Here is a 24,398-nt window from a genome sequence, read left to right as displayed (position 1 = left end):
TCTACTCTCCTGCTCTCTCGTCAACGACAACTGTGATATGACACATTCGCTTTAAGAGAATGTCCGCACGGCCCTTGCCGCGACACCAAATTCTTTTTAGCCTGGGCCCTTCGTCAATCATAATTTCCTTAACAAAGAGCATATCTTCATCAAGCTGCTTATTTTTGTAAAGAGCATTTGAGGCAGCCGATTTCATAGTCTGAGAAATTAAGACGGCTCCTTTTTGAGGCATATTTTCCAAAATAGCCATTGCTTCCGGATAAGGCTTGTTCTTTACGACGTTTGCCACCGGTCTTACCTTGGTAGGTGATGCAATAAGAAATTTCGTTGTTGCTCGATATCCTGTTCTTTCAGTCATCTTCATTCACCTATTTTCCAACCTTCTTGTCAGAGTTTGCATGTTTGCGGAATGTGCGCGTAGGAGCAAACTCTCCAAGCTTATGTCCAACAAGATTCTCGGTTATATAAACCGGAATCCACGTCTTGCCGTTATGTACCGAAATAGTGTTACCGACCATTTCAGGTATAATTGTAGAACAGCGGGAATAAGTCTTAATCGGTTTCTTCTTACCCGATCTGTTCATCTCGTTTACATTCTTAAAAAGACTCTTTGCAATAAAAGGTCCTTTTTTAACTGATCTTGACACTTGTGCAGCCCCCTAATTCTTCTTCTTTCGTCTTGAGACAATGAAGCTATCCGAAGGATTGCGCTTCTTGCGGGTCTTATAACCCTTACAAGGCTGTCCCCAAGGAGTAACGGGATGTCGTCCCTTTCCTCGTCCTTCACCACCGCCGAGGGGGTGATCAATCGGGTTCATAGCCATACCGCGAACGGTGGGTCTGATTCCAAGCCATCTTGATCGACCGGCTTTGCCAAGACTTGTATTCATGTGATCTTCATTGCCGACTTCGCCTATTGTTGCATAACATTTTTTGTTTACTAAGCGAGTTTCTCCGGAAGGCAATCTTATGGTAACATATTCGCCTTCTTTTGCAGCAACCAATGCGCCGGCACCTGCCGAACGCGCCATTTGTCCGCCTCTTCCGATCGTAAGCTCAATATTATGCACGGTAAAGCCGACGGGAATTGCTTCCAAAGGAAGAGCATTTGCAACATCCAATGTAGCCATTTCGCCGCTCATAATCTTTTGACCGATTTTTAAGCCTTTGGGAGCGATGATGTATCGTTTTTCTCCGTCAGCGTAAAAAATCAATGCAATATTTGCACTGCGGTTAGGATCATACTCGATTGTCCTTACAGTGCCCGGAATACCATATTTGTTTCGCTTAAAATCGATTTGTCGGTATTTCTGTTTATGTCCGCCGCCTTGGCCTCGAACTGAAATGCGTCCTCTTGAATCGCGTCCTGCTCTGTTCTTTTTGCCTGTAGTCAAAGACTTTTCAGGCTTTTGAGCTGTAATTTCATCTTTTCGCAAATCAATTCGTCCGCGCAATCCTGGCGTCATCGGCTTATATTCTTTTAGAGCCATTTTGCTATCCCCTTAGCATAAGCACATTAAGGCTTACGCACCTTCAAAAATCTTAATTGTCTCGCCCTTAGCAAGCTTTACGGTTGCCTTTTTCCAAGATGAAGTTTTACCTTCCTTGTAGCGGAGACGCTTAGTCTTTCCTCGAACATTAACAACAGTACAATCGGTAACTTTTACATTGAACAATCTTCGTACTGCTTCCTTTATCTGAATCTTGGTAGCCTTAGGCGCTACTTTGAAAACATATTTGCCCTGCTCGCGAAGTTCTGTGCTTTTTTCCGTAAGAACAGGCGCGATAAGTATATCATTGTATTCCATTATTATTCGGCCTCCTTACATCCGTAAAATTCAGAAAGATTTTTTGCGGCAGATTCAAGCATAATAACTTTTCGGCCGTAGAATAAATCGTGAGCTCGAAGGCGGTTATATGCCAAGAATGAAAGATGCGGAATATTGCGGCCTGCTCTTTTTACCAAAGAATCATCATCCTTTAGAATAATAACAGCACGCTCACCCTTTGCAAAGTTATTTAAAATCTTTACAAGGTCGCGGGTTTTTCCGCTTTCTACCGTAAAATCTTCTACAACCACTAACCTGTCGTTTTGAGCTTTAAGGCTCAAAATTGACTTCATAGCCAATCTTTTTGCTTTTTTAGGCATAGAATAGCTGAAATCTCTCGGTTTAGGTCCAAAAATAGTTCCTCCTCCGACTAAAAGAGGAGATTTTTTATCACCGCGTCGTGCACGTCCTGTACCTTTTTGGCTGTAAGGCTTGGAATTTGAACCGTGAACCTCAGCTCTGCCCTTTGTACAAGCCGTTCCGACTCGTTTATTGGCTAGTTCATTATTGATGGCGTAGTAAATAACATCATCATTTACGGGAAGACCGAACACCTTGTCATCAAGATTAATTGTCCTCAATTCTTTACCATCGACTGAATAGACTTTCTTTTCCATGTCTTCTACCGTCCTTATTTAGCCCGCTTTACTGCGGATTTTAAGAATACAGTTGCATCCTTTTTACCCGGAACAGAACCGCGAACCATTATAACACCTAATTCAGGATCAATCTTTACGATTTGCAAATTTTGAACGGTAACCTTGTCAAAACCCATCCTTCCGGGCATTGTCGTATTTTTAAAAGAACGACCCGGAGTTGTACAGTGTCCCGTCGAACCTGCTTCACGGTGGAACTTAGAACCATGGCTTGCTCTACCGCCTCCATAGCCCCATCGCTTCATAACACCCTGAAAACCTTTACCTTTTGAAATTGCCGTAATATCTAAAAACGGAACCTTTTCAAAAACCTCTACACCGAGCTTATCACCTACTGCGACTTCTTTGTCAAAATCACGGAATTCCTTTAAAAGTTTTAAAGGCTTGAGGTCTCCGCTGAACTGTCCTGCATAGGGTTTGCTGGTGTGCTTTTCTTTGAGTTCACCCAAACCGAGCACTACTGAAGAGTATCCGAACTTTTCCTTGTCCTTTAGTGCAACAACGGTATTGGGTTCTACCTGAATAACCGTAACCGGCATAAGATGACCGACTTCATTGAAGATTTGGGTCATGCCGATTTTTTTTCCAATCAGTCCAATCATTTAAATTCTCCTAAGGTACGCACCCCTGATTAAAGGCCGTCTACCATTGATTTGATTAAATCTTATTGTTTAATTTCTACATCAACACCGGCTGAAAGCTCCAATGCCAATAAAGCATTCATAACTTCTGCCGAAGGTTCGATAATATCGATTAACCTTTTGTGTGTCCGCATTTCAAACTGCTCACGCGACTTTTTATTTACGTGAGGCGAGCGAAGCACCGTAAACTTGTTAATCCGAGTAGGAAGCGGAATAGGACCGCAAACCTTTGCACCTGCTTTTTGAACAGCCTGTACAATAGCCTTTGAACTCTGATCAACCAACTCTACATCGAATCCGCGAAGCTTTACGCGAATCTTTTCCTTTGTCATCATTTCCTCCGAAGAGATGCAAACGGCACTTACAAAAAGCGCAAGCGCCGTTTTTTTGCATCATTTATTCGATAATGTTAGTTACCTGACCCGAAGCAATAGTTCGTCCGCCTTCGCGAATAGCGAGTTTAAGACCTTGATCCATAGCTATGGGGTGAATAAGTTCACCGATAATCTTTGTATTATCGCCGGGCTTAACCATGTCTGTTCCTTCAGGAAGGTTTACAGTTCCGGTAATGTCGGTTGTTCTAAAATAGAACTGAGGTCTGTAACCTGAGAAGAAGGGACTGTGTCGTCCGCCTTCCTCTTTTGAAAGAACGTAAATCTGAGCTTCAAATTTGGTATGAGGATGAATTGAACCGGGCTTGGCAAGAACCTGTCCGCGTTCAACTTCTTTCTTTTCAATACCTCTCAAGAGAAGACCTACGTTATCTCCTGCTTCACCCTGATCAAGAAGTTTGTTGAACATTTCGATACCGGTAACAACGGTTTTCTTTGTGGGCTTAATACCTACAATTTCAACTTCTTCGTTCATCTTGATAACACCGCGTTCGATTCTTCCTGTAACAACGGTACCGCGGCCCTGAATTGTAAAGATATCTTCAATGGGGAGAAGGAAGGGTTTATCCGAATCGCGGACAGGATCCTTGAAGTATTCATCCATTGTTTTAAGAAGCTCCTCAATGCAAGCCGTATCTTCAGCAGTTGCACCCTCTTGAAGAGCCTTAAAAGCAGAACCCTTGATAATGGGTGTGTCTTCGGGGAAACCGTAAGATGTCAAGGTCTCTCTAACTTCTTCTTCTACCAATTCTACAAGTTCGGGATCATCAACAAGGTCAACCTTATTAAGGAAGACGATGATTGAAGGTACACCTACCTGACGGGCAAGAAGCAAGTGTTCTTTTGTCTGAGGCATAACCGAGTCCGGAGCAGAAACTACAAGAATAGCACCGTCCATCTGAGCAGCACCTGTGATCATGTTTTTAACATAGTCAGCGTGGCCGGGGCAGTCGATGTGTGCATAGTGTCTCTTATCGGACTGATATTCCAAGTGTCGGGTATTGATAGTAATACCGCGCTCTTTTTCTTCCGGAGCATTGTCGATCTCGTCATATTTTAGAAGCTTATCACCATACTTCTTTGCACAATACGTAGTGATCGCTGCCGAAAGAGTGGTCTTACCATGGTCAACGTGACCGATGGTACCAACATTCATGTGAACTTTCGTTCTGTTAAATTTTTCCTTTGCCATGAGATCCTCCTAAAAGACGTAGGCAAGTCTAATATTTCCCGCATTAAAAATGACGAGATTAAAAAGTTAACCGGTCTTTCGTAACCGAAAAACAAGCTTAACTAAAGAAACAAACCGGAGAAACATAAGACAGTGATTAAAATCAGATAAGATTTAAGCATTTTCTTTATTTCAAAGAAAAAAGCTTTTTATCCACCGCCCATAGGTTTTCGGACAGCATTCGGACCCACCTGATCACCTGTAAACCGTAACTCCGATGACTGGTTTGGCATCCTGCGAAGTTTTAAAGATTTCTTTCCTCATTTGCTTAAACAAGGACGGCATCCGCCTGCCTAAAAGGCTTTACGGCAATGCAAAACTTCTAAAGAATACCGATTTAAAGCCCTTTTTAGGCCCTAAATCATAATTTCAATATCAGCGTTCCTTATACCATAAAGAATAAAAAATGTCAATATCTTTTAGCCAAACTTTCAATAATTTATGTTAATATCTTTATTCCCAAACCTATACACTTTTTTTTACGAATATGATACACTGGCACCCTTATTTCACATAAAAGGAGACTTTATGCGCGCTTTTTTTAAGCTCTCTCCGGTCTTATTACTTGCAGGTTTGATGATGATTTCAAACATAGAATCTTTTTCAAATGCCTTGGGATTTAAGCTGGACATTTTAATCATAGCCCCTATAGCCGTAATCTATGCTTCCATAGTCGCTATGATAACCGAAAAATTCAAATTCAACGATATTTTAAACTCCGCCGTAGACAATGTTAAGGAAATGCAGCTGGTATTTTTTATCCTTATGTTTGCCTATGCGATGGCCGATGCCTTTATGTCTACAGGAGTCGGAGCTTCTATTATAACTTTAAGCTTAAACATAGGCATTTCCGCCAGAACAGTAGCCCTTGTCGCCTTTTTGGTTTCCTCCGTATTGTCGGTTGCCACAGGAACCTCATGGGGAACCTTTGCAGCCTGTGCTCCTATCTTTTTGTGGATGACCCATATTTTAAACGGGAACTTGGTTTTAAGCATTGCAGCCATTGCAGGCGGCTCATGCTTCGGCGATAACCTCGGTCTTATCTCGGACACAACGGTCGTAAGCTCAGGCATTCACAGGGTTGAAGTTACTCACCGTATGAAAAATCAAGGGCTTTGGTCTCTGGTATGCTTGATTATAGCCGGAGCCTTATTTTTAATTGCAGGCTTAAGCCTCCCAGGAGATGCCGTAAGTCCGCAAAAAGCCATCGAAGCCATTCCTCAAGAGGTTTGGGCAAAATTGGCTGAAGAAAAGCCGGTCGCAGTTGACCTCCTCCATCAGGTACAGCACGGAGTTCCCGTTTACATGGTAATTCCGCTCATTCTGGTTATAGGAATTGCCTTAAAAGGCTACTCTACCCTTCTTTGCCTTGGAGCAGGTATAATTTCATGCTTTATCTTAGGCCGCTTTGCAGGAACGGTTTCAGGCCTTCTTGCCTTTTTTGACATAGTGTATAACGGCTTTGTAGGAGCAGGTTCGTGGGTTATCATAATGATGATGTGGGTAGCAGCCTTCGGTGGAATCATGTCGAAGATGGATGCCTTTAGACCTCTATCAAACCTTGCCGTAAAACTTTCCCGAAACGTAAGACAGCTGATGTTCTGGAACGGTATCATCTCTTTATTAGGAAACGCAGCCCTTGCCGACGAGATGGCTCAAATAGTTACCGTCGGCCCGATTATCCGAGACATCACGGAAGAAAATGTAGAAGGCGATGAAAAGGATCTTTATTCCTTAAAATTGAGAAACGCAACCTTCTCCTCAGCCCTCGGCATCTTCGGTTCCCAGCTGATTCCTTGGCATGTTTATTTAAGCTTTTTTATAGGCATCGCCGGTACGGTATATCCTCTTTATCAATTCAGTCAAACCCAGATAATAAAGTATAACTTTATGGCACATATCTCGGTCATAACCATTCTATTATTTACCCTGTTCGGTATCGACAGAATCTTCCCCAAATTCGGCATCGCAAGCGAACCGAAAGTAAGGTTAAAGAAAAAATAAGAGCAAACAAAAAAAGCTGCACTGAGGGTAAAACACAGTGCAGCTTTTTTAAACTGTTAAAAGTTATTTCTTATCAATAGCGGTCATGGCAGCACGGATAAGTTCCGCTTTCTCGCCGTACCGCTTTTTTATTATGGGTACGACTACATCATAGTTATCACGTTTTTTTGCATCAACAATTTCATAATCCATACCGCCCTTTCGCTTGTACTCCAAGTGCCCCAAATAATAATATTTAAAATCAGGCTGTACTTTTATTTTTACGGCAAAAGGTAAAAAGAAACGAAAAGCTGTTCCCTTAAAAAAGTTATATGTGCAAAAATTTAAAACTATCTCACCGGACCTGGGAACAGGCACTTTTACTGAAATAATATCTTCAGCATCCGCTACAGCAGTAGGTTTATCAAGTTCATCGTTTCCTTCACAATATAAGGATATAGAATCTCCGGGATCATTGCTGACAGGCCTGCCGGTCTCATTGATTATTAAATCAGACATGGGCATCGAGGGAATACTCAGATACTCCTTAAAAAACTCTCTATTAACTGATGGTCTAATCTCCACCGAGAAAACCAAAACAACCTCATTTCTTCCGGGTTTGGAATAATTTTGTGCAAAAGCCGCACAACTTAACAAAAAAATAAATATTATACTAATTGCTTTTTTCATTTTTAAGCTCCTCAATTCTTTTATTTATGACTGTTTCCCAAGAAGTTCCTTTGTAATATTCCTTAATACCTTCTAAAGCAGAAAGTTCATTTTTAACAGAATCTTTTGCCGTATCTTTTTTATAACCCGATCTTGTACGGATATAAGAACCTATGTATTGCAGGCCCGGTTTTTTACATGAAAACCACAGAGTGCTTGATTCGGGCCAGCCTAAAAACGGCCAAAACTGATAGACTGTTGTGTGGGTATAATTTCCGTAAAACCTCATTATAGAATATCTTGAAAACATAAGTCTCAAATTTACTCCGGGCTCCATCGGATAAAAAGACATAACCGAACCTTGAAAATAAATAGGTAAAAAGATTAACGGTTCTTTTTCAGGATTCATCTGAATATACTCCTGATAATCTTTAGCGGTATTATTAACCGGTAAATGCAATGGGGCTTCTTCAACATCCATATGACCGAACATCAAGGTATGCGTTTCAGGCGGTCCGAATTCTTTTTTGTTCAACGTCTTTCCATTAACATAGCCTCCGACACTGGAGCATGACGAAAAGAGAACCAAGGATAAAGTCAAACACAAAAAAATATATTTTTTGTTTAGTTTAGATTTTATCATAAATACCTCCGTAAAATTTAAAATGAATATCCAATACTTACACCAAATCCGTGTAATAGCTTTTTATCTTTGTTAACCTTTGCATATCTGCCGACATAAGCAGTTCCAATCATAAGTTTTTTACCATTGATATCAAAAACAAATCTTATACCCGGAGAAATTTTTGCATGAAGGCTAATAAAATCGGAATTAAGAATAGGAGTTCCAAATCCAACTCCTGCTTGTAAATAAGGCATTATAGTAACCTTATCAGTTATAGACATGGGAAGATTAGGTTCAACAAATGCTAAAAATGAACTTGAAATTGAATCAAGCACACTAAAAAGGCTTGAATCTTTATGGGAAATATTAGAGAGTTTAGGGCGTTGATTTATATTTAGCATACCGCCAATACCAAAAAACCTAAAATTCAATATCATGCCAATCGTTCCTCCTGAAGAAAAACCATAAGGAGTGAAAAGGCCGTTATATTCAGCAAAGTACATGCGGTTATACGGTGATGCAAAAAGGATTGTTGAAGAGTATCCCGATTTTTTTTCTCTGCTTTTTTTCTTTTCCTGTTTATTTTTGGAAGCGTCAACAACTTTTTCATCGGTAAGTTCATTATTTAGTGAAAAATCGGCTATTTTCCAATTTTTATTTTCGACTATCCAACGTAAATATAACTTATCTGCGTTATTATTTTTTAATACTATGTATTTTCCACCGGCATTTTTTGAATCGGATATGTTTTCTACCGAAGAAAATGTTTTATAATCGTTTATATCTTTTTCAAGATTATATGCAACCGCAAATTTTAACGAATCGATAGGAAAAGAAAATATTATTCTTTCTATCAGAGCATCACGTACATAAGAAGGCCCCCTCAGAAGAGTATTCTTCATCGTATCCGGTCCATTTTTTTTGGCATAGTCGGAGCTTATAAGAGAGGCAAGAGTATAAATGCGCCTTAGTCTATCTTCAACTTCTTTTTCATCGGAAAGAGTTTCCTTAGGATACGAAGCTTGTTCTAAAAAGACTGACTCAGCTTTTTTTAACATTTTTTCGGTTTCAGCAGCATTTAAATTAGAAAAACCCAATTTAAAAAAGGAATTTACCGTAGAAAAAGGTATTGCAAAATTTGTAGTTTCCCGTTTGCGGGCTTTTGCCTTATTCACACCGATTACTTCATATCCTTCTGCACCATTTTTGGATGTTATCAAAAGAGGCCCGCCTGAATTTCCTGCATCTATCGGAGCCGAATGCTGTAAAAAAAAGCTGTCTTTTGGATAGAGCGGATCGTCAAATTTTACTTTTTTATTAGTTAATGTTCCTTTTCCTAATTGCCATGAAGGCTTACCGCCTAATCCCGGATAACCTGCAGACCATACATCTATACCCTCACTCAAAGCACCTTGATAAAGGCTCAAACCTTTTTTTATACCTGCATCTGCCGGAATCTCGGCAATAGCAAGGTCATCTTCGGCACTGTTGGCAATAATCTTACAGTTTTCAACTTTTTTTACGATTTTACCATCCGAATCCATCATTTCTACAGAAACAGAATCGGCATATGCACAAACATGATTGTTTGTAACAACATAGCTTTTTCCATTAAAGATATAAATAAAACCCGATCCGAATGAGTTGTCTTTTTCAACTCTTAGCTTAAATACTTCTGCAAAATCTGCATAGCCCAGATCTTCTAAGGTATCTGCAGCTTCATTTACACAATCAACAACATCTTCCTTGTAGTTAGGCCTTACAATGCAAACATAATCTCTCAAATCAGCAAAACACAAAAAATTTAAAACAAAAAAACAAAGGAATATAAATACCTTTTTCACACTTAATCTCCTACAAAACAAAAAAAGCGGTGCAGCGGCAAAAATGCTCCATTTTAAAGAATGGTGTCATTCTTGTATTACCGCACCGCCGACTAACACGAAAGAAGCCTACGGTGTAAAACGCATAAGCTCCGAAAGGCATTACAGGAATTTGCAGCCTTTATTTCGGTATTCCGAAACTTCCGCGATAATAGCATCGACGTCCATAACCATTTCCATCATGCTTACCTGCTCTTCATAGACCGCAGGGTCTATTTGGCTCTTAATTTCCGGTTCTGCCACGTGATAGCATAAGAGTCCCAACGAGACTCCAGCCAACGGACCTGCAAAAGTCGGGTCGCCTACTGTAACAGTTTCGCAGGCTAAACCTGAAGATTCGGCTTCTGCACCGCCCAAAAGAACGATTACGTTCTCAGGACCGTATTTTTCAGCTAAATCCTTGACTCGCTTTTGGTTTTCCAAGTCCATTGCTCCTGCGCTTGTTCAGACAAAGCATTCGGTTGCAGCATATACAACCTCAGCACCTGCCGATTCTGCACAGAGCTTAATAGCCTCCCCGGGAACGCCGTCTCGGTCACCAATGATGATGACTTTTTTGGTTTTCAAATCAACCATAGCATCCTCCTAGGATAAAATTTATTAGGGCAGGATAGCCTGCCCACGGTCTATTAAACCGTATCTTTAAAAAGCCGTTAAAAAAACTTATCGTCTTTTTTCCAGCTTAAAAGATTAAAACTTAAATTAGATATATTTTTTTACCATATCTTCGATTTGATTAATGGTCAAATCGCTTCCGGTAACGCCGTCTTTTCTTTCACCGTCAACATAAATGAGCATTGTAGGAAGACCTAAAACCTGCTCTTTCATGGCAACGCGTCTTGCACCGTCAATATTGAATGAGCAAAACTTTGCTTTTCCGGCATGGCGTTCTGCCATTGCGTGAACATCCGGCATTAATTGTTTACAGGGAACGCATCCGTCCGACCAAAAATCTACAAAGGTTACGCCCTTTGACTGATGAACTTCTTGTTCAAAATTTTCTTTTGTCAATTCAATCATTTTAGTTTCTCCTATAGGTTTATTTTTTCATAGCCATTTTGGCTTTGATATCGTCGATATAGTGGCCTGCCCAGATACCGGCAAGAGCACCGTCGGCTGCAGCCGTAACAACCTGACGTGATTCTTTTTGAATAACGTCGCCTACGCCGTAAATACCGGGTACGTTTGTTTCCATTTTTCCGTTTGTTAGGATGTAGCCGTTTTCATCAAGGTTTACCAAGCCCTGAATAAAGGCTGTCTGAGGATTGTGTCCGATAAATACGAATACGCCTTCGGTATCGAATTTGGAGGTTTCGCCTGTCTTTGTATCTTTTAAGATAACGCTGTCTACAAGGCCGTCTCCGCAAACTTCTTCAACAACTGCATTCCACTTAAAGGCCATTTTGGGGTTGGCAAAAGCCTTTTCCTGAATGGATTTTGCAGCTCTAAGCTCGTCACGTCGGTGAACGATAGTTACCTTGTCGGCAAATTTTGTAAGATACATAGCTTCTTCAACAGCAGAGTCTCCGCCGCCGATAACTACGATTTCGCACTCTTCAAAGAAAGCACCGTCGCATGTTGCGCAGTATGAAACACCCTTGCCCCAGTGCTCTTTTTCGCCCTTACAGCCGAGCTCTCTGGCACTTGCACCCGTTGCAACAACAACAGCCAAGCATTCATACTTTACGCCGTCACTTCCGTGAACAATACGTGTAGGTGAATTGGGAACAAGTTCGATTTTTTCGGCTCTTGCTCTTTTGAATTCAACGCCGAATTTTTCGGCATGTTTTTTAAAGGCTTCGGTCAGAGCAGGACCTGAAGATTCGGGGAAACCGGGGTAGTTTTCGATTTCTTCAGTGATATAGCACTGTCCGCCTTGATTGGGCTTTTCTTCAAGAATAACCGTCTTTAACTTTGAACGGGCTGCATAGATTCCTGCGGCCATACCGCCGGGACCGCCTCCAATTATAACCAAATCATATTTTTCTGACATAAAGTCCTCCTAAATATCTCTGGTTAAATATATCAGTTTTTAGCATTTTAATCAAGATGTACATCTAAACTATGGAAGAACTTAGATAGATTCAAATTTCTTTCACTTGAAAAGACCCGATAAATCGTATATATTAGCAATGAGATACTAATAATAAACTAAGGAGAAAGGCAAAAATCCCCTTAAAAGAAATGAATAAAAAACTTTTTTTTATCATTTTAATCGTATTTTTTTTCTCAAGGCCTTTTTATGCTCAAAAAGTCAGCGAAAAAAAGGATATTGCCGTCTTTGCAACATCTTATTACGGTCGGCATATTTCAAGCGATTTCATTGAGATGATTGATGAAGCGGTTATGAATGTTTTTTTTAACCTTGAACGTTTTAATATAATAGGCTTGGAATACAGACTTGCCTCAACAGATGTAGACATATTTATTGAGCTTATAAACCGCTCGCGAGAAGAAAACACAGAACTGCCCGAATCCGTTTTAATGGGCCTGGAAGCCTTTACAAAAGCAGACTGGGAAAAAACGGTCAATTCTTATTATGTGGTGATGCCTATAATTACAGATTATTCAGTTTCGATGGAACGATATGATGATTTGTTTTGGGGAGAAACGGACGGATATAGGGTAGAAATTGCTTTGGAATTCTACATATATTCTTCAAAAGAAGATTTAAGAGAAAAAATCGATATAAAAATAAGCTCTATTGACAGAACCTATGAGAAAGCATTCAACACGGCACTTAAAAGTCTATCGAAAAATTTAGATCTTGAGCTGCGTAAGATCGAAGCATTTACCATAAAAACAGGTATAATCAAGGCAGAAAAAGGCTCCGTCCACTTTGAACTCGGGAAAAAAATGGGAGTAAAACTTGGAGATGAATATGTTGTTTTAAGTGAAGACGGAAGAAGAGAAATAGGCTTAATTGTTGTTACCGAAACGGAAAGTGATTTTTCGAAAGGATTAATACTTTATTCGAAAAAGCCATTAAATTTAGGTGATGCTATTAAAGAGGTCCCTCACGGGCCTTTCGAATACAGAACTTATGCTCTGGGCGAGTTCGGCCTTTTCTTTGCCAAAAGAGGTTTATATGACGGAGGCGGAACATTCGGCATTAATGTTTCGGGAACGAGAGGCTTTTACCGCTTTAGGCCCTGCTTCGGATTCGAGATGACATTTGACTCTCAAAGTCCTAAAATCCTTTCTATAGGAGCACCTATAACCATATTCGGAGGTGCAGAAATAGGAAATACATATCTTAGGCGTTTACAAATCTTGCCTACAATTCAATTTTATTATACAATGATTGTAACCGATTCTAAAAAAAGTATTCCGATTCCTGCAGGAGCCGGACTTAAAGCCTTTGTACATACAAGTTTTCTTGTAACAAAGAATTTTAAAATAGGAGGCGACGTGGGCATAAAAACGGGAGCAGCCTTTTATAACGGGATAGGTGGAATCCTAAGATTTACCGCCGGAATCGGCTTTACAATAAAATTTTAATTTTTATGGGAGAATATAATGAAAAAGATTTTACTTTTTTTGTTTTTAACTGCACCGATTCTATTTTTTTCCTGTGCAAGCCTTGAAGATGCCTTAGACGTAAAGAAGCCTACTTATAAGGAAACAAAAGAATATATTTCAATGGGAGAGGCTTCTTCCTTTTTACAGGCTATAAATAAGGCAAAAGTGGGAGCGATCAGGCAAGGAGTCATAGATATCATCGGTTCAGAAGCTGAAAAAAACAACTATGAACGAATTGAAGAAGAACTTTACAATACCGAATATCCGAATAAATATGTAGTAAACGAAAAAATGGACGTACTACAAAAATCAAAAAACGGAGGAGTATACATAATTAAAATTAAAATCCCCGTAAAAATGAATGAAGTTTCAGCAGCTCTTTCTAAAGCAGGTATTTTTTATCAAAAACATTCAAGCGATAAAACTATGGATGATATAGTTTTCGGAAACGGACAATCACAAGGAAATCCTCAAGTTTCACAAAAACCTAAGGATGCAGACCTTATTTTAAAAGAAGCCCAAGCTTCTGCCGAAGGCAAAAAAAATCTTCAATTTTTAAATAATTATATCGAAAACATGACCTACATGGTTTTTGATGCCGAAGAATCAGACTCCGACAGATTTTTACTTAAAGCCGCAGTAGAAACGGGAAATGCCTTTCTTTTAAAGCAGGGATATAGAGCTGTAGACTCAAAAGAGGTCGAAAAGCTAAAAAAAGATAATGCCCTCATTTACCAAGAAAGCACCGATGAAGGAATGTCGGTCATTCAGTTGATAGCTCAAAAGTTAAATGCCGATGTATATATGGAAATTGATGCGGTAACCGAAGGCGGTTATGAAACAAGCGGCTACTACGGTTCGGCCAAAATCACCTTAAAAATATTCAATCCGTCTACAGGAGAATTACTCGGTTCTGTTCCATACACAAGCCAAAAAACTTTCAGCCGAGTAAGCAGCTATGATGCTCAGTCTAACGCAATTCAATCCGCAGTAAACAAGGCTCTGCCCATGGCTGTCGATCAAGCTAAGATTCTTTTAGCCAAAGCCTATTCCCGCGGAATACGCTATGAAATTATCATAAACGAAACACCTGACAGCAAGAGCATGGCACGTTTTAGAAAGGCTTTAAGCCAAAACCTCAATGATATAAAAACCTTATATCAATCATCTGCTCAAACAAAATATGCAGTTTCATTTTTCGGAACTATTGATGACCTTGAAGCCGCTATTTACGAGATTGCAGATTCGGTTCCGGGTTTTGAAAATATAAAATTGGTAATGCTAAGGGGTAAGACCTTAACATTTAAATCGGGCTTTTAAATTGGACGTAGATTACGCCCAATTTTAAAAATATATTTGCATTATTTTAGGAGGCAAGATATGAAAAAAGCAATTAAGATTATGTTCCTTGCAGCAGTCGCAGTTATAGCCTTAGCAGGCTGTGCAAACAAATTAAAGCCACTTGGAACAGTATCGAGCAAGGTTAAAAAACCTGAAATGCTCGACCACAAAAACCTTAAATGGGATAAGCCTGTTCCCGGCTGGGTTGCAGAAGAACCAAATGTCATCGAAAAAACTGATGACTATAAGGGTAAGGATGTTTATCTTTTTAAATTTGAGTCGCCCAGATCAAAGAGCTTGGAGGGAGCCGAGCTATGGACAAGAGATTTTTCGGTCCCTTCCGAAATGGCCAGAATGGTTAAGGTAAGAGTAGAAAGCAAGGCAGCTGCTGCCGCTGCAGGCGATAAGGATAAGATTGAAGGTTATCTTGAAGATATAGTCAAAACGATTACCTCCACAAAACTTTCCGGCTTTAAAAAAGAAACCGATTATTGGGTTCAGATGAGATACTTTGATGCCGATGGAAATCCTGATGGAGATGACTATACCTATTTAGTTTTATACAGCATCTCCAAAAAAACATTGGATAAACTCATCCAAAACGCAATCAGCGGAGCAGATGAAGATAAGCCTAAGACCGAAGAAGAGAGAACTGTACGTCAAAGAGTAAAAGAAGCTCTTTCAGAAGGTCTGTAAATCTTTTAAAAATACGGAAGAAAGAAAGGCCTTTATTAAAAGCTATAAAATTTCTTTCTTCCGTTTATCGCTTAAAAATCATCTATCAATAAAAACAAAGACTATGCAGAAAAAAAAACAACCATTAAAAAAAATACTTTTACTGATTTTAACTTTAATCTTATTCTCATGTGAAAGTTATAAAAACAAACCTGAGGAACAGGTGCCTGCTTGGATAGAAAAGGTGCCGGCAAGCGATGCAAATTACGAATACTTTACAGCCTCAGGAACAAATAAAAATTTCACTCTCGCAGAGGCGGATGCAAAAAATAATCTTATAAACGAAATCATACGGTATTTAGGAGTTTCAATAAAAACCGAAACGACAACAACAGCCTTAGGCTCCGTCGAAAACCTTGAAAAAATATTAAAATCGGAAATTTCTCAGTCTTCGGCTGCTAATATAGAAAAATTAAAAATCAAAAACCGCTATACCCAAAAAAACAAAGACAGCCTTACCGTTTATCTTTTGGCCGAATACGATAAAAATGAACTCCGTAAAGAAAGAAACCGCTTATTAAAAATTGCGGAAGAAAAAATTTTATCTGTAAGCGAGCCCGAAAAAAAAGCTGATGAATTTTTTAAGAGTAAAAAATATTATTCTGCGGCCATTTATTATACTAAGGCTGCCTCTGCCGCATTGAGTTCCGGCATAGAAAACGGGGATATAAAATTTAAGCAAAATATTTCAAATACAAAAGAAAGTTTAAAAAAGATTAAGCTTAATTTGCAAGAAGACAGCCTTGAAAATCCATCAAACAAATTTTTAATTCCTATCAATATAGGAACCTTAGAGGAGAGAGTCCCCTTATTAGTCAGCTACAAAACAAAAATAAAAAATAATACTTCCATAATAATTGAAGGCATTGAAACGGATCAAAACGGAACCGCAAATTTTATTTTACATGATGAAAAAATTGAAAGCGAAGGACGCATAAGAATAGAGTTGGATATTTCCGAAATAAAACAGATACTCGGCTCTAAAGATTTTGATGAATATCAAGAAGCCGTTAAGGAGCTTCAGCAAATTGTTTTCAAACAGGTGATCAATTTTGAATTCACAAAACCGGAAAATAAAATAAAAAAGGAAAAAGAACAAAAAGGAACCGTTTCACTTTTTATTGAACAAACTGATAGTAAAAACTCAATCGTTAGAGAAAAACTCTCCGATATTTTAAAAGATATGAATTTTAAAACCATATTCGCAAAAAACGAAAACCAGTCCGCAGATTTTATTATTTATGCAAGGATAGAAACTGATGAAGCTTCAAAAGCTGCCGACGGATTTTTGGTAAGGATTAATGCAGATATAGAAATAAAAAACCTGAACACACAAGAAATTCTTTATAAAAAAAATATAAGCAAAAGAGGCGCCGGTTTTACCGAAAAAGAAGCCCACAGATCGGCTTCAATTGCTATAGCAAAGGCAATAGCCTTAGCCTTTAGCAGAATCGTCGACGAATAATAGAGCAGCTGACAAAGTTCTATATTTATTGTATACTTATATTCATAAACATGTTTTTTTAAGGAGAAACAATTGACGAGTCCTGTTTGGCTTTTTATGGGTCCTGAAATCGGAGAAAGAAATACAGCCGTTGACACGGTATTAAAAACCCTTTCAAAACAATACGGTGATATTGAAACACATACCGTCTATGCAGGAGATACGGGCATGGGAGATATAATTTCTCTCCTGCAAAACGCATCTCTTTTTTCTTCTGCAAAACTTCTTATATTAAAATCCGCAGAGCTTATAAAAAAGAAAGAGGATATAGACCTGCTTACCGACTGGATTCAATCGGTTTCAAAAAAAGAAAATACAAGCGATTCTTTTTTAATTTTAATTTCCGATGAAACATCAATTGCAAAAAAAATAAGCGATACCGTTCCTAAAACTCAGCAAAAAATATTTTGGGAGCTTTTTGAAAATAAAAAACAAGAATGGGTGCGTTCATTTCTTTTTAGGGAGGGCATTGAGATTGAAGATGAGGCAGTCGATGAGCTTTTGGAATTGGTAGAAAATAATACCGATGCTTTAAAAACAGCCTGTTCTCATTTAGTGCTCTATTTTCAAAAAGGTTCACATATAGACCAAGAGAATATCGAAAAACTTTTTGCACACAATAAAGAAGAAACACCCTTCAGCCTTTTTAATGCCTTAACAATGGGAAGCCTTGAAACAGCCTTGTCCATAAGCCAAAAGATAATACTTTCAAAAAATTCTTCGCCGGTTCAGATTATTGCAGGCTTAAGCTACTGCTTTAGACGCTTACAGGACTGGCATAAAATACATAGAGATAATGAATACTTGGATGATTTTGCTTTAAAGCGTTTCGGTTTTTCGGGAAAAACCGCATTAGCACAATACAAAAGAGCTGCAAAACTATGGAATGAGGTTCAGTGCGTAAAAATAATCGCTCTTTTATCGGAAACGGATTTAGAGTTACGATCCTTAGGCACAGGTCTTCAAAATATAGTTATGGATATGTGCTTATATGAAATAGCTTGCAAGTCCGGAAATAAAATAGAAAAATATACCGCAGATAATATTTAAAAGTCTTAGGTTAGGTTGTATAAATTATCCTCAAGTAAATTATAAAAACAAGAATTGTGAAACTCCGAAGAAAATTGTTCAGGAGTAAAAATCTGTTTTGCTTTTTGCATAATCACCGGAACATCAGATTGAGAAAGAGGCAGAGTTCTTCCTAAAAGCAAGTTATCAAATTCCTTATTTCTTATAAGCTCATCCGATGCAAAAAACAATCTCATATCGGATAATATATTTTTTTGAATGAGAATTAAAAATAAAAATGAAGCCGTATCACTTCCTATATATCCCGGAGTGCCTAGCCTTGTATAAAAACTTTTTGTCCATGTCTCGTTGGGAATTCTAATTCGGCTGATAATATATTTTTCTTCTCTCCTTTCGGCATAGCTTTTATCAATGTATTTTGCAAACGGCACCCATTCAATATTTTCGGCTGTTCTAATTTCCAACTTTGCATCAAGAGCGAGCATCGGCAAAAAAGTCCCTGAAAGCGGATTTGCCGTTGCTATGTTGCCGCCTATCGTTGCAAGAGAGCGTATGGCATTGTTTGCTATCTTCTCGATAGAATAATATAAGGAAAGAGGAATATTTTTTTTACCCAAATCCAAAATTTCATTTAATGTAACGGCAGCACCGAATTCGAAATAGCGCTCGGTTTTTGAAATAACTTTTAATTCAGGTAAAAAATTTAAATCCAAAATATGTTCAGGCAAATAGATCATCTCATCAGTCTGATGATTTAAAAAACCTGTTGCACCGGCAATAGGTTTTATATTTGAAATATTTTTTAAGATAGTCTGCATTTCCTGCATGTAGCGGGCTCTATAGACAATGCTATTTTTAGTCAATTCAGTCATAAGTTCTATTTTCTCCGTTGATTTTTGCTTATTTTTTCAATAGCCGAAAATAAATCTTCAAAGCTTGTACACCGGCACATTGTACTCGAATAATATTTTCTTATACTGTCTTCGGCATCAGGAGTATCAATATCTATATTGGAATTTAAAATTGCATATGTAAAAAATATTTTTCCTGCATCGCAAAAGCCGCACATTTCAACACCGGCTTGATCAAAGCCTGCTGCAATTATTTTATATTCTTCGGTTGTTTTAAAATATTCCAAGGTTATTATATTTTTTCCTTCAACATTAAAAACGGGAATAAAACATGCAGGCACGGGTTTATCGTTCATTAAAACAGTACACGACCCGCACTGACCGCTTAAGCATGAACTTTTTAAGCTTAAAAGATTAAACTCTCTTCTTAGAACCGATAAAAGTCTTTCATTTGCAGGAGCATCAATCTGAACTGCGGTTTTATTTAAATTAAAACTAATCTTCATCTACAGCCTCACTTTTTGTAACGGCATTAAAAATATCTTCAGTAAAAACAGGTAAAAAATCGATACGCTTATGGTTAATCATAATTTGGTTCAGTGCAGAAATATACGCTGCAGGTACAAGGCTCTCGGCCAACTCTCCCAAACCTCGAGTTTTTAATTCGCTGTCTAAAACAAAATCTCTTATGGGCGGAATAGCTCCTGTTGCAATTATTTTATAATTGGAAGGGAGCAAATTATTTTCCCTAATGTCTTCTACAGAAATATTTGAAACTGCATTTGCAATTGTCTTATGAATATTTCTATGCACCATTTTTTTTGAATATATTTTTCCGGGATCACAAGCAAACCAAATACCTCTTACAATAATTTGATAGGTACTAGGATCAAGTTCAAGTTCAATAACACAGGCACCAGGAGTTTCAGAAATAAAAGGATTGCCCATTAAAGTTTCGTTATCCCAATCTTTAGAACGCGGCAGTTTGTAGGTTTTACTTACGGTAATTGGAAGAGGTTTTCTAAATCTTTGATTTTTTATTCCCGTACAGCATTTTTCAATAAGGTCGGGCAAGATACTTATACCGCAAGAGGCAGTTGCAGCACCGGTAGGAATCATCTCATCGGTTGAAGCGCCTAAAAAAATAATTTGGTTGTCTTCAACTTCCAATTCTTTTGCAATCTGTTTTTTTAAAATACGCTTTAATCCCTCCGAGGTAGGTTCTGCCTTAATCAATACCTTATCGTCTTTCGTTAAAGTTATTTCTGCACTATAATTCATTCCCGATTTTACAAGAATATGTAAACCGTTATATTGACAACCTACGGAAACTCCTATACCTCTCCAGTTTCCGTCATAACGATTTTTACGTCCCTTATTCATTAACCTATAAGCATAAAATTTTCTATAAAAATCGCTGGTGTTACAAACAGCCTTTAAGATATTTTCAAAAACAAAATCTTCTTCTTTTTTTATTCCCGTAATTGTTTTTTGACCTACTTTCAAATTATTTTGAAGTCTAAATTGAATCGGACATAAATCCAGTTGCTCTACTATTTCGCTTATATGTTTTTCCAACGCAGAGCTTACATAAGAATCGCCCCAACCGGAAAATAGACCCGTCAACCCTTTTTCAGTCTTTATTGCAACAGCACTAATCATATAAACAGGCAAATGATAAATACCGGCAGCAGTTACCACCATTTGCTTAAGCATTTGAGTTATAAAAGGATTAAATGAACCGGCGTCCACAATTATCGAAACATCCATAGCCGTAATTTTTCCCAATTCGGAAACGGATGTTTTATGTTGAATCATAACAATGGGAGTCTTTATTGTATATAAAAAATCTTCTTGACGTGAAAATTCAATTACTATATTTTTTTTTGTCAAAAAAGATGCGACAGAAACTTGTGCAGCAAGTAGAGCAGGAAACCAAATTCTTCCGTCAAGGGATTCGGCTTCTGCATGTGAAACTACATTTATCTTTTCTTTAGGTACATCCAAAACATTACAAACAGAAGTTAAAACCTGATAGGGCCATTGAGTTGCAAGATGAATTTCAAGTCTGTCATCAACCCAGTTTGTTTTAACGCAAGCTGTTTCCGCATGATAATGATATCTTTGCTTAAAAGAAAAAGTAGAATAAACTACTTGTGAACTTTTTTCAAAAACTTCTTCAGCGTTTCCCGAACTTAAACTTTCCCGAGAGACTATAGGATAGTCAAAATAATTTTTTTCTTCTTCTTCAAAAGTAAATTGAGCTTTGGGGCGTGAAAGATACTGGGTTTTGATTTGAAAAAGACTTGACAGCTCTAAAAGCTTTTTTTTATCGGGGCCCGTCAAAATCCCTACAGCTTGGCCTGCATATTCTATTTTTTCATCGGCAAAAACAGGCACTTCTGTTTTTAAAAAGCTGATTGAATTTTTCCCCACAATATCCTCTGCAGAAAAAAAAGAAAAACCTGCAGGCAAATCAGGAATTTCTATATCTATAATTTTAGCATCTACATCAGAAGAACGTATAAGACATGCCCATTCCTGATTTTTAAATTCCAAATCTGAAACAAAAGTTTTATCCATAAATTAACGCCTATTCAATTTTGCAAGTTTAATTACCGTTTCGATAACATAATCGGAATCGTCTTCACTCATTGAAGGATAAAAGGGCAAACTCAAACTTTGCAAATATTTTTTATTCGATTCCGGAAAATCGGAACTATTTAAACCGTATCTTTCTTTTATATAAGACATTTCAAAATGAGGTATAAAGTGCATCGAAATACCCAAACCTCTTTCTTGTAAGGCTTGACCAAACTCGTCTCTTCCTATTTTTAAAGCTTCAAGGTTAAGCCGCAAAATATAAAGATGCCAAGCATTTCCTTCTCCATTAGGAGGAAGAATAAAAGAATCGTTCCCTGCAAATGCTGCATTATATTTTTGGGCAATTTTTTTACGCTGCTCAAAAAAAGTTTGAGCCTTTTTAAGCTGTACTCTTCCTATTGCAGAAAGAATATCGGGCAGGTTACATTTCCAGCCCTCAGCCGTAACATCGTACTTCCATGAAGCATTTGTGTCGGTGTACCTGTCCCAGATTGTGCGGTTTATACCATGAGAACGCATAAGTTTTACACGCTCTGCAATTTTTTCATCATTGGTGCAAATCATTCCGCCCTCACCTGTCGTAATCGTCTTTGTTGCATAAAAAGAAAAAACGCCGCAGGTTCCGAAAGTTCCGGCATAACCTTCTTTAGTCTTTGAAGGAAAAGCATGAGCCGCATCTTCTATCACGGCAACGGAATATTTTTTTGCAAGGTCATTTATCGCCTTCATATTACAAACATTTCCCGCAATATGAATCGGAACAATGGCCTTTACACTCTTATCTTTTTTTAATATAGTTTCGATTTTTTCGGGGTCTATACTGTAAGAATCTTTTTCGATATCGGCATAAACTACATCGCCGCCTAAGTGCAGGGCAGAGGTTGCAGTCGAAATAAAGGTATAGGGACTTGTCAAGATTTTGGTTCCGCTCTTTATACCGCAGGCATCCATTGCAAGCATGAGCCCGCTTGAAGCCGAGTTGACGGCAAGGGCAGTCTTACTTCCCGTAAAGGCAGCAAATTCTTTTTCAAACTCAAGGGTTTCCTTCCCCGTAGTAAGCCACCCTGAGCGGAGCACCCTCATCAAGGCTTTTTCTTCTTCTTCAGAAAAGGAAGGAGTAAAAAAAGGAATTGTTTTTTTAGCCTGAACATCTTGCATATATCTTAGTCCTTTGCCGCATAAAATCAACAGCAAAGTATACTAAAATTTTACGAATTATGCAATAAGATAGATTTTGAGGTTAAATTAAACGGTGAGAAAACTAGTTTTTCCGCTCTAAATTTTTTATAGTTTCCAAGCAGGTTTCTAAGGCATCTTTACCGGGGAGATTATAAATATCGGGAGCGGTACCTACTTCATCTTGGCAATAACCTTCAGTGTTTAGTCCGTAAACATAATCAAAAAAGAATATTAATCCGCTATTGGGTAAAACGAAGTGCATGGGGTAAAGCCCATTCATTCCTGCCCCACCTGTATTCTCTCCTACCAACACAGCAAAACCTATTCTTTTACAAGCACTTGCTAATTTATCGCTTGCAGAATAACATCCGTTATTTATAAGAAGCCAGAACTTTTTATCTTTACGAGGTTTATATCCCATAATCGGTCTTAAAGCAGCATATTCGATTATAGCGTAAGCTTTATCATTTTTAATAGTTCCGCAATTTTGAATATTAGGTATATTTGATTTTTCTATAGACTCAATACTCTGATGGCGTGAACACATAAAATCCAAGTAAGGCTTTGTGTATTTGTTTTCATTATATAACACATAGCGCTTATAATAAGTATTTTCTTTTAAATGGGGTTCTATAAGAAGTAGAGCATCTTCATAAGCTCCACCGCCATTATCCCTTATATCTATTATTATATGTTTATAACCGGATGTTTCGAGAAAAAATTTATCTATTGTATCAAGATATTTTTTTCTTTGATCTATACCTGTAATTAAAAATGAATTTACCTTTATATAAGCTATTTTTTTATCTTCAATTATTTTTTGTGAAACATAAATTTCAGTCGGAGAATCTTTTGCAGGATACACAGAATGTCTAATATTTAGTCCGGATTGTTTTGCAAAATTAGAATAAAAATTATGTACCAAAGAACGGTAATCATCAAAAAGTTTTGATGAAAAATTGCCGTCAAAATATGTAGAATAAGATACATTATTAGGGTATAAATGTCCAAAATATTTATCTGATGTAATAGCTCTGCAAAGCAGGTTATAAAACTCGTAATAATCTTTTTCGGTATAAACCTTTTCTAAATTAGAAAAGGAAGTTTCTTTTAAGTATTTTAAATCGACACCCTGTCTTTCACACACTTCAGTAAAAGGATAACCTGTATAAATAAAATCCCAAAAATATTCATAATCAGTCTTCATTTTTTCAAAAGAAATAAACCGTTTCGGTTCTTCTTTTTTCTTCGATAATATTATAGCCGAAATAAAAAAAGCTGCTAAACAAGAATATAGTAAAAACTTAATAATGAATTTTTTATTAAAAGTTATTTTCATATTCACATCCTTAATGCTTGAGGTAAGAATATATAACCCCAAGCATAGAAACTTTAATTAGCGGTTACCGGCATTTCCATTATTAGTATCACGACCTCCGCCGCCTTTCTTAGGATGGCCGGGACGCTTCGGATATCTCATTATAGGATATTGACCTGCATCGTCAGGAGCAGGACCATGTTCAACTCCCGGAGGTGTAGGGCTTCCGCCCTCAACCATTACCATCTCCGTTTCAGACACAGGCTGAAACCCATTGTTCAATAAATCTTTCATAAAACAACTATTTTATTTAGGCTCCTACACCTAAACTCAAATTTAGTATTATGGTAAGTATAGCATACTTTATTTATTCGTCAAGTGATGTTTACAAATATTTTATCTATTT

Annotated in this window: 27 protein-coding genes; 7 read left to right on the top strand and 20 right to left on the bottom strand. The window is 37.8% G+C overall.

The genetic code is table 11. The features are described 5' to 3' along the window. Position 1 precedes the first annotated feature (1 nt). The 8 genes from rplV to tuf all read right to left on the bottom strand — a co-directional run bounded on the left by rplV (position 2) and on the right by tuf (position 4,710). Positions 2 to 364, bottom strand: coding sequence for a 50S ribosomal protein L22 (gene rplV / locus HGJ18_RS00905; RefSeq protein ID WP_002670000.1), 363 nt, complete (start codon positions 362 to 364; stop codon positions 2 to 4). 4 nt (positions 365 to 368) lie between these two features. Beyond that, positions 369 to 647, bottom strand: coding sequence for a 30S ribosomal protein S19 (rpsS, locus tag HGJ18_RS00900; protein WP_002669999.1), 279 nt, complete (start codon positions 645 to 647; stop codon positions 369 to 371). A 12-nt stretch (positions 648 to 659) separates the two neighbouring features. Then, a complete protein-coding gene (gene rplB, locus HGJ18_RS00895) occupies positions 660 to 1,490 on the bottom strand; it encodes a 50S ribosomal protein L2 (protein ID WP_002669998.1) in 831 nt (276 codons plus the stop codon). 33 nt (positions 1,491 to 1,523) lie between these two features. After that, positions 1,524 to 1,808, bottom strand: a complete 285-nt coding sequence (locus tag HGJ18_RS00890; RefSeq protein ID WP_002672216.1) for a 50S ribosomal protein L23 — start codon at positions 1,806 to 1,808, stop codon at positions 1,524 to 1,526. Between the two features lie 2 nt (positions 1,809 to 1,810). Then, the gene (gene rplD, locus HGJ18_RS00885) at positions 1,811 to 2,446 is read right to left on the bottom strand and encodes a 50S ribosomal protein L4 (RefSeq protein ID WP_002677140.1); all 636 of its coding nucleotides are present in this window, start codon (positions 2,444 to 2,446) and stop codon (positions 1,811 to 1,813) included. Positions 2,447 to 2,460: 14 nt separating this feature from the next. After that, positions 2,461 to 3,087, bottom strand: a complete 627-nt coding sequence (gene rplC, locus HGJ18_RS00880; protein WP_253697199.1) for a 50S ribosomal protein L3 — start codon at positions 3,085 to 3,087, stop codon at positions 2,461 to 2,463. Positions 3,088 to 3,149: 62 nt separating this feature from the next. Then, entirely contained in the window at positions 3,150 to 3,458 is a 309-nt protein-coding gene (rpsJ, locus tag HGJ18_RS00875) for a 30S ribosomal protein S10 (RefSeq protein WP_002669994.1), read from the bottom strand. A gap of 64 nt (positions 3,459 to 3,522) precedes the next feature. Then, positions 3,523 to 4,710, bottom strand: a complete 1,188-nt coding sequence (gene tuf, locus HGJ18_RS00870; protein WP_253697197.1) for an elongation factor Tu — start codon at positions 4,708 to 4,710, stop codon at positions 3,523 to 3,525. A gap of 256 nt (positions 4,711 to 4,966) precedes the next feature. Between tuf and HGJ18_RS00865 the strand changes: the two genes are divergently transcribed. Beyond that, positions 4,967 to 5,116, top strand: coding sequence for a hypothetical protein (locus HGJ18_RS00865; RefSeq protein ID WP_155117328.1), 150 nt, complete (start codon positions 4,967 to 4,969; stop codon positions 5,114 to 5,116). Positions 5,117 to 5,277: 161 nt separating this feature from the next. Then, a complete protein-coding gene (locus HGJ18_RS00860; RefSeq protein WP_253697196.1) occupies positions 5,278 to 6,753 on the top strand; it encodes a Na+/H+ antiporter NhaC family protein in 1,476 nt (491 codons plus the stop codon). Between the two features lie 63 nt (positions 6,754 to 6,816). On the opposite strand, the gene HGJ18_RS00855 is transcribed toward HGJ18_RS00860, so the two are convergent. From HGJ18_RS00855 to trxB, 6 genes are all read right to left on the bottom strand, one after another. After that, positions 6,817 to 7,422 carry a hypothetical protein gene (locus tag HGJ18_RS00855; protein WP_253697194.1) on the bottom strand — a complete coding sequence of 202 codons (606 nt, stop codon included), beginning with the start codon at positions 7,420 to 7,422 and terminating at the stop codon, positions 6,817 to 6,819. After that, positions 7,406 to 8,044, bottom strand: coding sequence for a hypothetical protein (locus tag HGJ18_RS00850; protein ID WP_253697186.1), 639 nt, complete (start codon positions 8,042 to 8,044; stop codon positions 7,406 to 7,408). Before HGJ18_RS00850 ends, HGJ18_RS00855 begins: the two co-directional genes overlap by 17 nt. Positions 8,045 to 8,061: 17 nt before the next feature. Next, positions 8,062 to 9,870 carry a S1 family peptidase gene (locus HGJ18_RS00845; RefSeq protein ID WP_253697184.1) on the bottom strand — a complete coding sequence of 603 codons (1,809 nt, stop codon included), beginning with the start codon at positions 9,868 to 9,870 and terminating at the stop codon, positions 8,062 to 8,064. Between the two features lie 141 nt (positions 9,871 to 10,011). Next, positions 10,012 to 10,485, bottom strand: coding sequence for a glycine/sarcosine/betaine reductase complex selenoprotein A (grdA, locus tag HGJ18_RS00840; protein WP_253697182.1), 474 nt, complete (start codon positions 10,483 to 10,485; stop codon positions 10,012 to 10,014). 126 nt (positions 10,486 to 10,611) lie between these two features. Continuing rightward, complete coding sequence (gene trxA, locus HGJ18_RS00835) at positions 10,612 to 10,929, bottom strand: thioredoxin TrxA (RefSeq protein WP_253697178.1); 318 nt, start codon at positions 10,927 to 10,929, stop codon at positions 10,612 to 10,614. A 19-nt stretch (positions 10,930 to 10,948) separates the two neighbouring features. Then, on the bottom strand, positions 10,949 to 11,902 hold the full coding sequence (gene trxB, locus HGJ18_RS00830; RefSeq protein WP_010694724.1) for a thioredoxin-disulfide reductase: 954 nt from the start codon (positions 11,900 to 11,902) through the stop codon (positions 10,949 to 10,951). 191 nt (positions 11,903 to 12,093) lie between these two features. Between trxB and HGJ18_RS00825 the strand changes: the two genes are divergently transcribed. The 5 genes from HGJ18_RS00825 to holA all read left to right on the top strand — a co-directional run bounded on the left by HGJ18_RS00825 (position 12,094) and on the right by holA (position 18,061). Beyond that, positions 12,094 to 13,410 (top strand): hypothetical protein, encoded by a 1,317-nt coding sequence (locus tag HGJ18_RS00825; RefSeq protein WP_253697176.1) that lies wholly within the window; start codon positions 12,094 to 12,096, stop codon positions 13,408 to 13,410. 18 nt (positions 13,411 to 13,428) lie between these two features. Then, on the top strand, positions 13,429 to 14,751 hold the full coding sequence (locus HGJ18_RS00820; RefSeq protein ID WP_253697174.1) for an aldehyde dehydrogenase family protein: 1,323 nt from the start codon (positions 13,429 to 13,431) through the stop codon (positions 14,749 to 14,751). Between the two features lie 60 nt (positions 14,752 to 14,811). After that, positions 14,812 to 15,468, top strand: coding sequence for a hypothetical protein (locus tag HGJ18_RS00815; RefSeq protein ID WP_002685565.1), 657 nt, complete (start codon positions 14,812 to 14,814; stop codon positions 15,466 to 15,468). A 103-nt stretch (positions 15,469 to 15,571) separates the two neighbouring features. After that, entirely contained in the window at positions 15,572 to 16,972 is a 1,401-nt protein-coding gene (locus HGJ18_RS00810) for an LPP20 family lipoprotein (RefSeq protein WP_253697172.1), read from the top strand. A gap of 72 nt (positions 16,973 to 17,044) precedes the next feature. Further along, positions 17,045 to 18,061: a DNA polymerase III subunit delta gene (holA, locus tag HGJ18_RS00805; RefSeq protein WP_002677113.1), complete on the top strand. Its 1,017-nt coding sequence runs from the start codon at positions 17,045 to 17,047 to the stop codon at positions 18,059 to 18,061. A 5-nt stretch (positions 18,062 to 18,066) separates the two neighbouring features. On the opposite strand, the gene HGJ18_RS00800 is transcribed toward holA, so the two are convergent. The 6 genes from HGJ18_RS00800 to HGJ18_RS00775 all read right to left on the bottom strand — a co-directional run bounded on the left by HGJ18_RS00800 (position 18,067) and on the right by HGJ18_RS00775 (position 24,286). Further along, positions 18,067 to 18,912, bottom strand: a complete 846-nt coding sequence (locus HGJ18_RS00800) for an FAD binding domain-containing protein (protein ID WP_253697170.1) — start codon at positions 18,910 to 18,912, stop codon at positions 18,067 to 18,069. A 5-nt stretch (positions 18,913 to 18,917) separates the two neighbouring features. Beyond that, a complete protein-coding gene (locus HGJ18_RS00795) occupies positions 18,918 to 19,397 on the bottom strand; it encodes a (2Fe-2S)-binding protein (RefSeq protein ID WP_253697168.1) in 480 nt (159 codons plus the stop codon). After that, positions 19,387 to 21,474 (bottom strand): xanthine dehydrogenase family protein molybdopterin-binding subunit, encoded by a 2,088-nt coding sequence (locus HGJ18_RS00790; protein ID WP_253697167.1) that lies wholly within the window; start codon positions 21,472 to 21,474, stop codon positions 19,387 to 19,389. Before HGJ18_RS00790 ends, HGJ18_RS00795 begins: the two co-directional genes overlap by 11 nt. Before the next feature lie 3 nt (positions 21,475 to 21,477). Then, entirely contained in the window at positions 21,478 to 22,653 is a 1,176-nt protein-coding gene (locus HGJ18_RS00785) for a DegT/DnrJ/EryC1/StrS family aminotransferase (protein WP_253697159.1), read from the bottom strand. Between the two features lie 103 nt (positions 22,654 to 22,756). Next, a complete protein-coding gene (locus tag HGJ18_RS00780; protein ID WP_253697157.1) occupies positions 22,757 to 24,013 on the bottom strand; it encodes a S41 family peptidase in 1,257 nt (418 codons plus the stop codon). A 57-nt stretch (positions 24,014 to 24,070) separates the two neighbouring features. Further along, positions 24,071 to 24,286, bottom strand: coding sequence for a hypothetical protein (locus HGJ18_RS00775; RefSeq protein ID WP_253697155.1), 216 nt, complete (start codon positions 24,284 to 24,286; stop codon positions 24,071 to 24,073). Positions 24,287 to 24,398 lie beyond the last annotated feature (112 nt).

Source organism: Treponema denticola (genome assembly GCF_024181405.1).
In the GTDB taxonomy this organism is placed as follows: domain Bacteria; phylum Spirochaetota; class Spirochaetia; order Treponematales; family Treponemataceae; genus Treponema_B; species Treponema_B denticola_D.
This window is presented reverse-complemented; position numbering and strand designations above follow the sequence as displayed.

Coding starts and splice junctions, on each gene's coding strand:
- rplV (WP_002670000.1), bottom strand. CDS start 364: ATGAAGATGACTGAAAGAACAGGATATCGAGCAACAACGAAATTTCTT.
- rplB (WP_002669998.1), bottom strand. CDS start 1,490: ATGGCTCTAAAAGAATATAAGCCGATGACGCCAGGATTGCGCGGACGA.
- HGJ18_RS00890 (WP_002672216.1), bottom strand. CDS start 1,808: ATGGAATACAATGATATACTTATCGCGCCTGTTCTTACGGAAAAAAGC.
- rplD (WP_002677140.1), bottom strand. CDS start 2,446: ATGGAAAAGAAAGTCTATTCAGTCGATGGTAAAGAATTGAGGACAATT.
- rplC (WP_253697199.1), bottom strand. CDS start 3,087: ATGATTGGACTGATTGGAAAAAAAATCGGCATGACCCAAATCTTCAAT.
- rpsJ (WP_002669994.1), bottom strand. CDS start 3,458: ATGACAAAGGAAAAGATTCGCGTAAAGCTTCGCGGATTCGATGTAGAG.
- tuf (WP_253697197.1), bottom strand. CDS start 4,710: ATGGCAAAGGAAAAATTTAACAGAACGAAAGTTCACATGAATGTTGGT.
- HGJ18_RS00865 (WP_155117328.1), top strand. CDS start 4,967: ATGACTGGTTTGGCATCCTGCGAAGTTTTAAAGATTTCTTTCCTCATT.
- HGJ18_RS00860 (WP_253697196.1), top strand. CDS start 5,278: ATGCGCGCTTTTTTTAAGCTCTCTCCGGTCTTATTACTTGCAGGTTTG.
- HGJ18_RS00855 (WP_253697194.1), bottom strand. CDS start 7,422: ATGAAAAAAGCAATTAGTATAATATTTATTTTTTTGTTAAGTTGTGCG.
- HGJ18_RS00850 (WP_253697186.1), bottom strand. CDS start 8,044: ATGATAAAATCTAAACTAAACAAAAAATATATTTTTTTGTGTTTGACT.
- trxA (WP_253697178.1), bottom strand. CDS start 10,929: ATGATTGAATTGACAAAAGAAAATTTTGAACAAGAAGTTCATCAGTCA.
- trxB (WP_010694724.1), bottom strand. CDS start 11,902: ATGTCAGAAAAATATGATTTGGTTATAATTGGAGGCGGTCCCGGCGGT.
- HGJ18_RS00825 (WP_253697176.1), top strand. CDS start 12,094: ATGAATAAAAAACTTTTTTTTATCATTTTAATCGTATTTTTTTTCTCA.
- HGJ18_RS00820 (WP_253697174.1), top strand. CDS start 13,429: ATGAAAAAGATTTTACTTTTTTTGTTTTTAACTGCACCGATTCTATTT.
- HGJ18_RS00815 (WP_002685565.1), top strand. CDS start 14,812: ATGAAAAAAGCAATTAAGATTATGTTCCTTGCAGCAGTCGCAGTTATA.
- HGJ18_RS00810 (WP_253697172.1), top strand. CDS start 15,572: ATGCAGAAAAAAAAACAACCATTAAAAAAAATACTTTTACTGATTTTA.
- HGJ18_RS00800 (WP_253697170.1), bottom strand. CDS start 18,912: ATGACTGAATTGACTAAAAATAGCATTGTCTATAGAGCCCGCTACATG.
- HGJ18_RS00795 (WP_253697168.1), bottom strand. CDS start 19,397: ATGAAGATTAGTTTTAATTTAAATAAAACCGCAGTTCAGATTGATGCT.
- HGJ18_RS00790 (WP_253697167.1), bottom strand. CDS start 21,474: ATGGATAAAACTTTTGTTTCAGATTTGGAATTTAAAAATCAGGAATGG.
- HGJ18_RS00785 (WP_253697159.1), bottom strand. CDS start 22,653: ATGCAAGATGTTCAGGCTAAAAAAACAATTCCTTTTTTTACTCCTTCC.
- HGJ18_RS00780 (WP_253697157.1), bottom strand. CDS start 24,013: ATGAAAATAACTTTTAATAAAAAATTCATTATTAAGTTTTTACTATAT.
- HGJ18_RS00775 (WP_253697155.1), bottom strand. CDS start 24,286: ATGAAAGATTTATTGAACAATGGGTTTCAGCCTGTGTCTGAAACGGAG.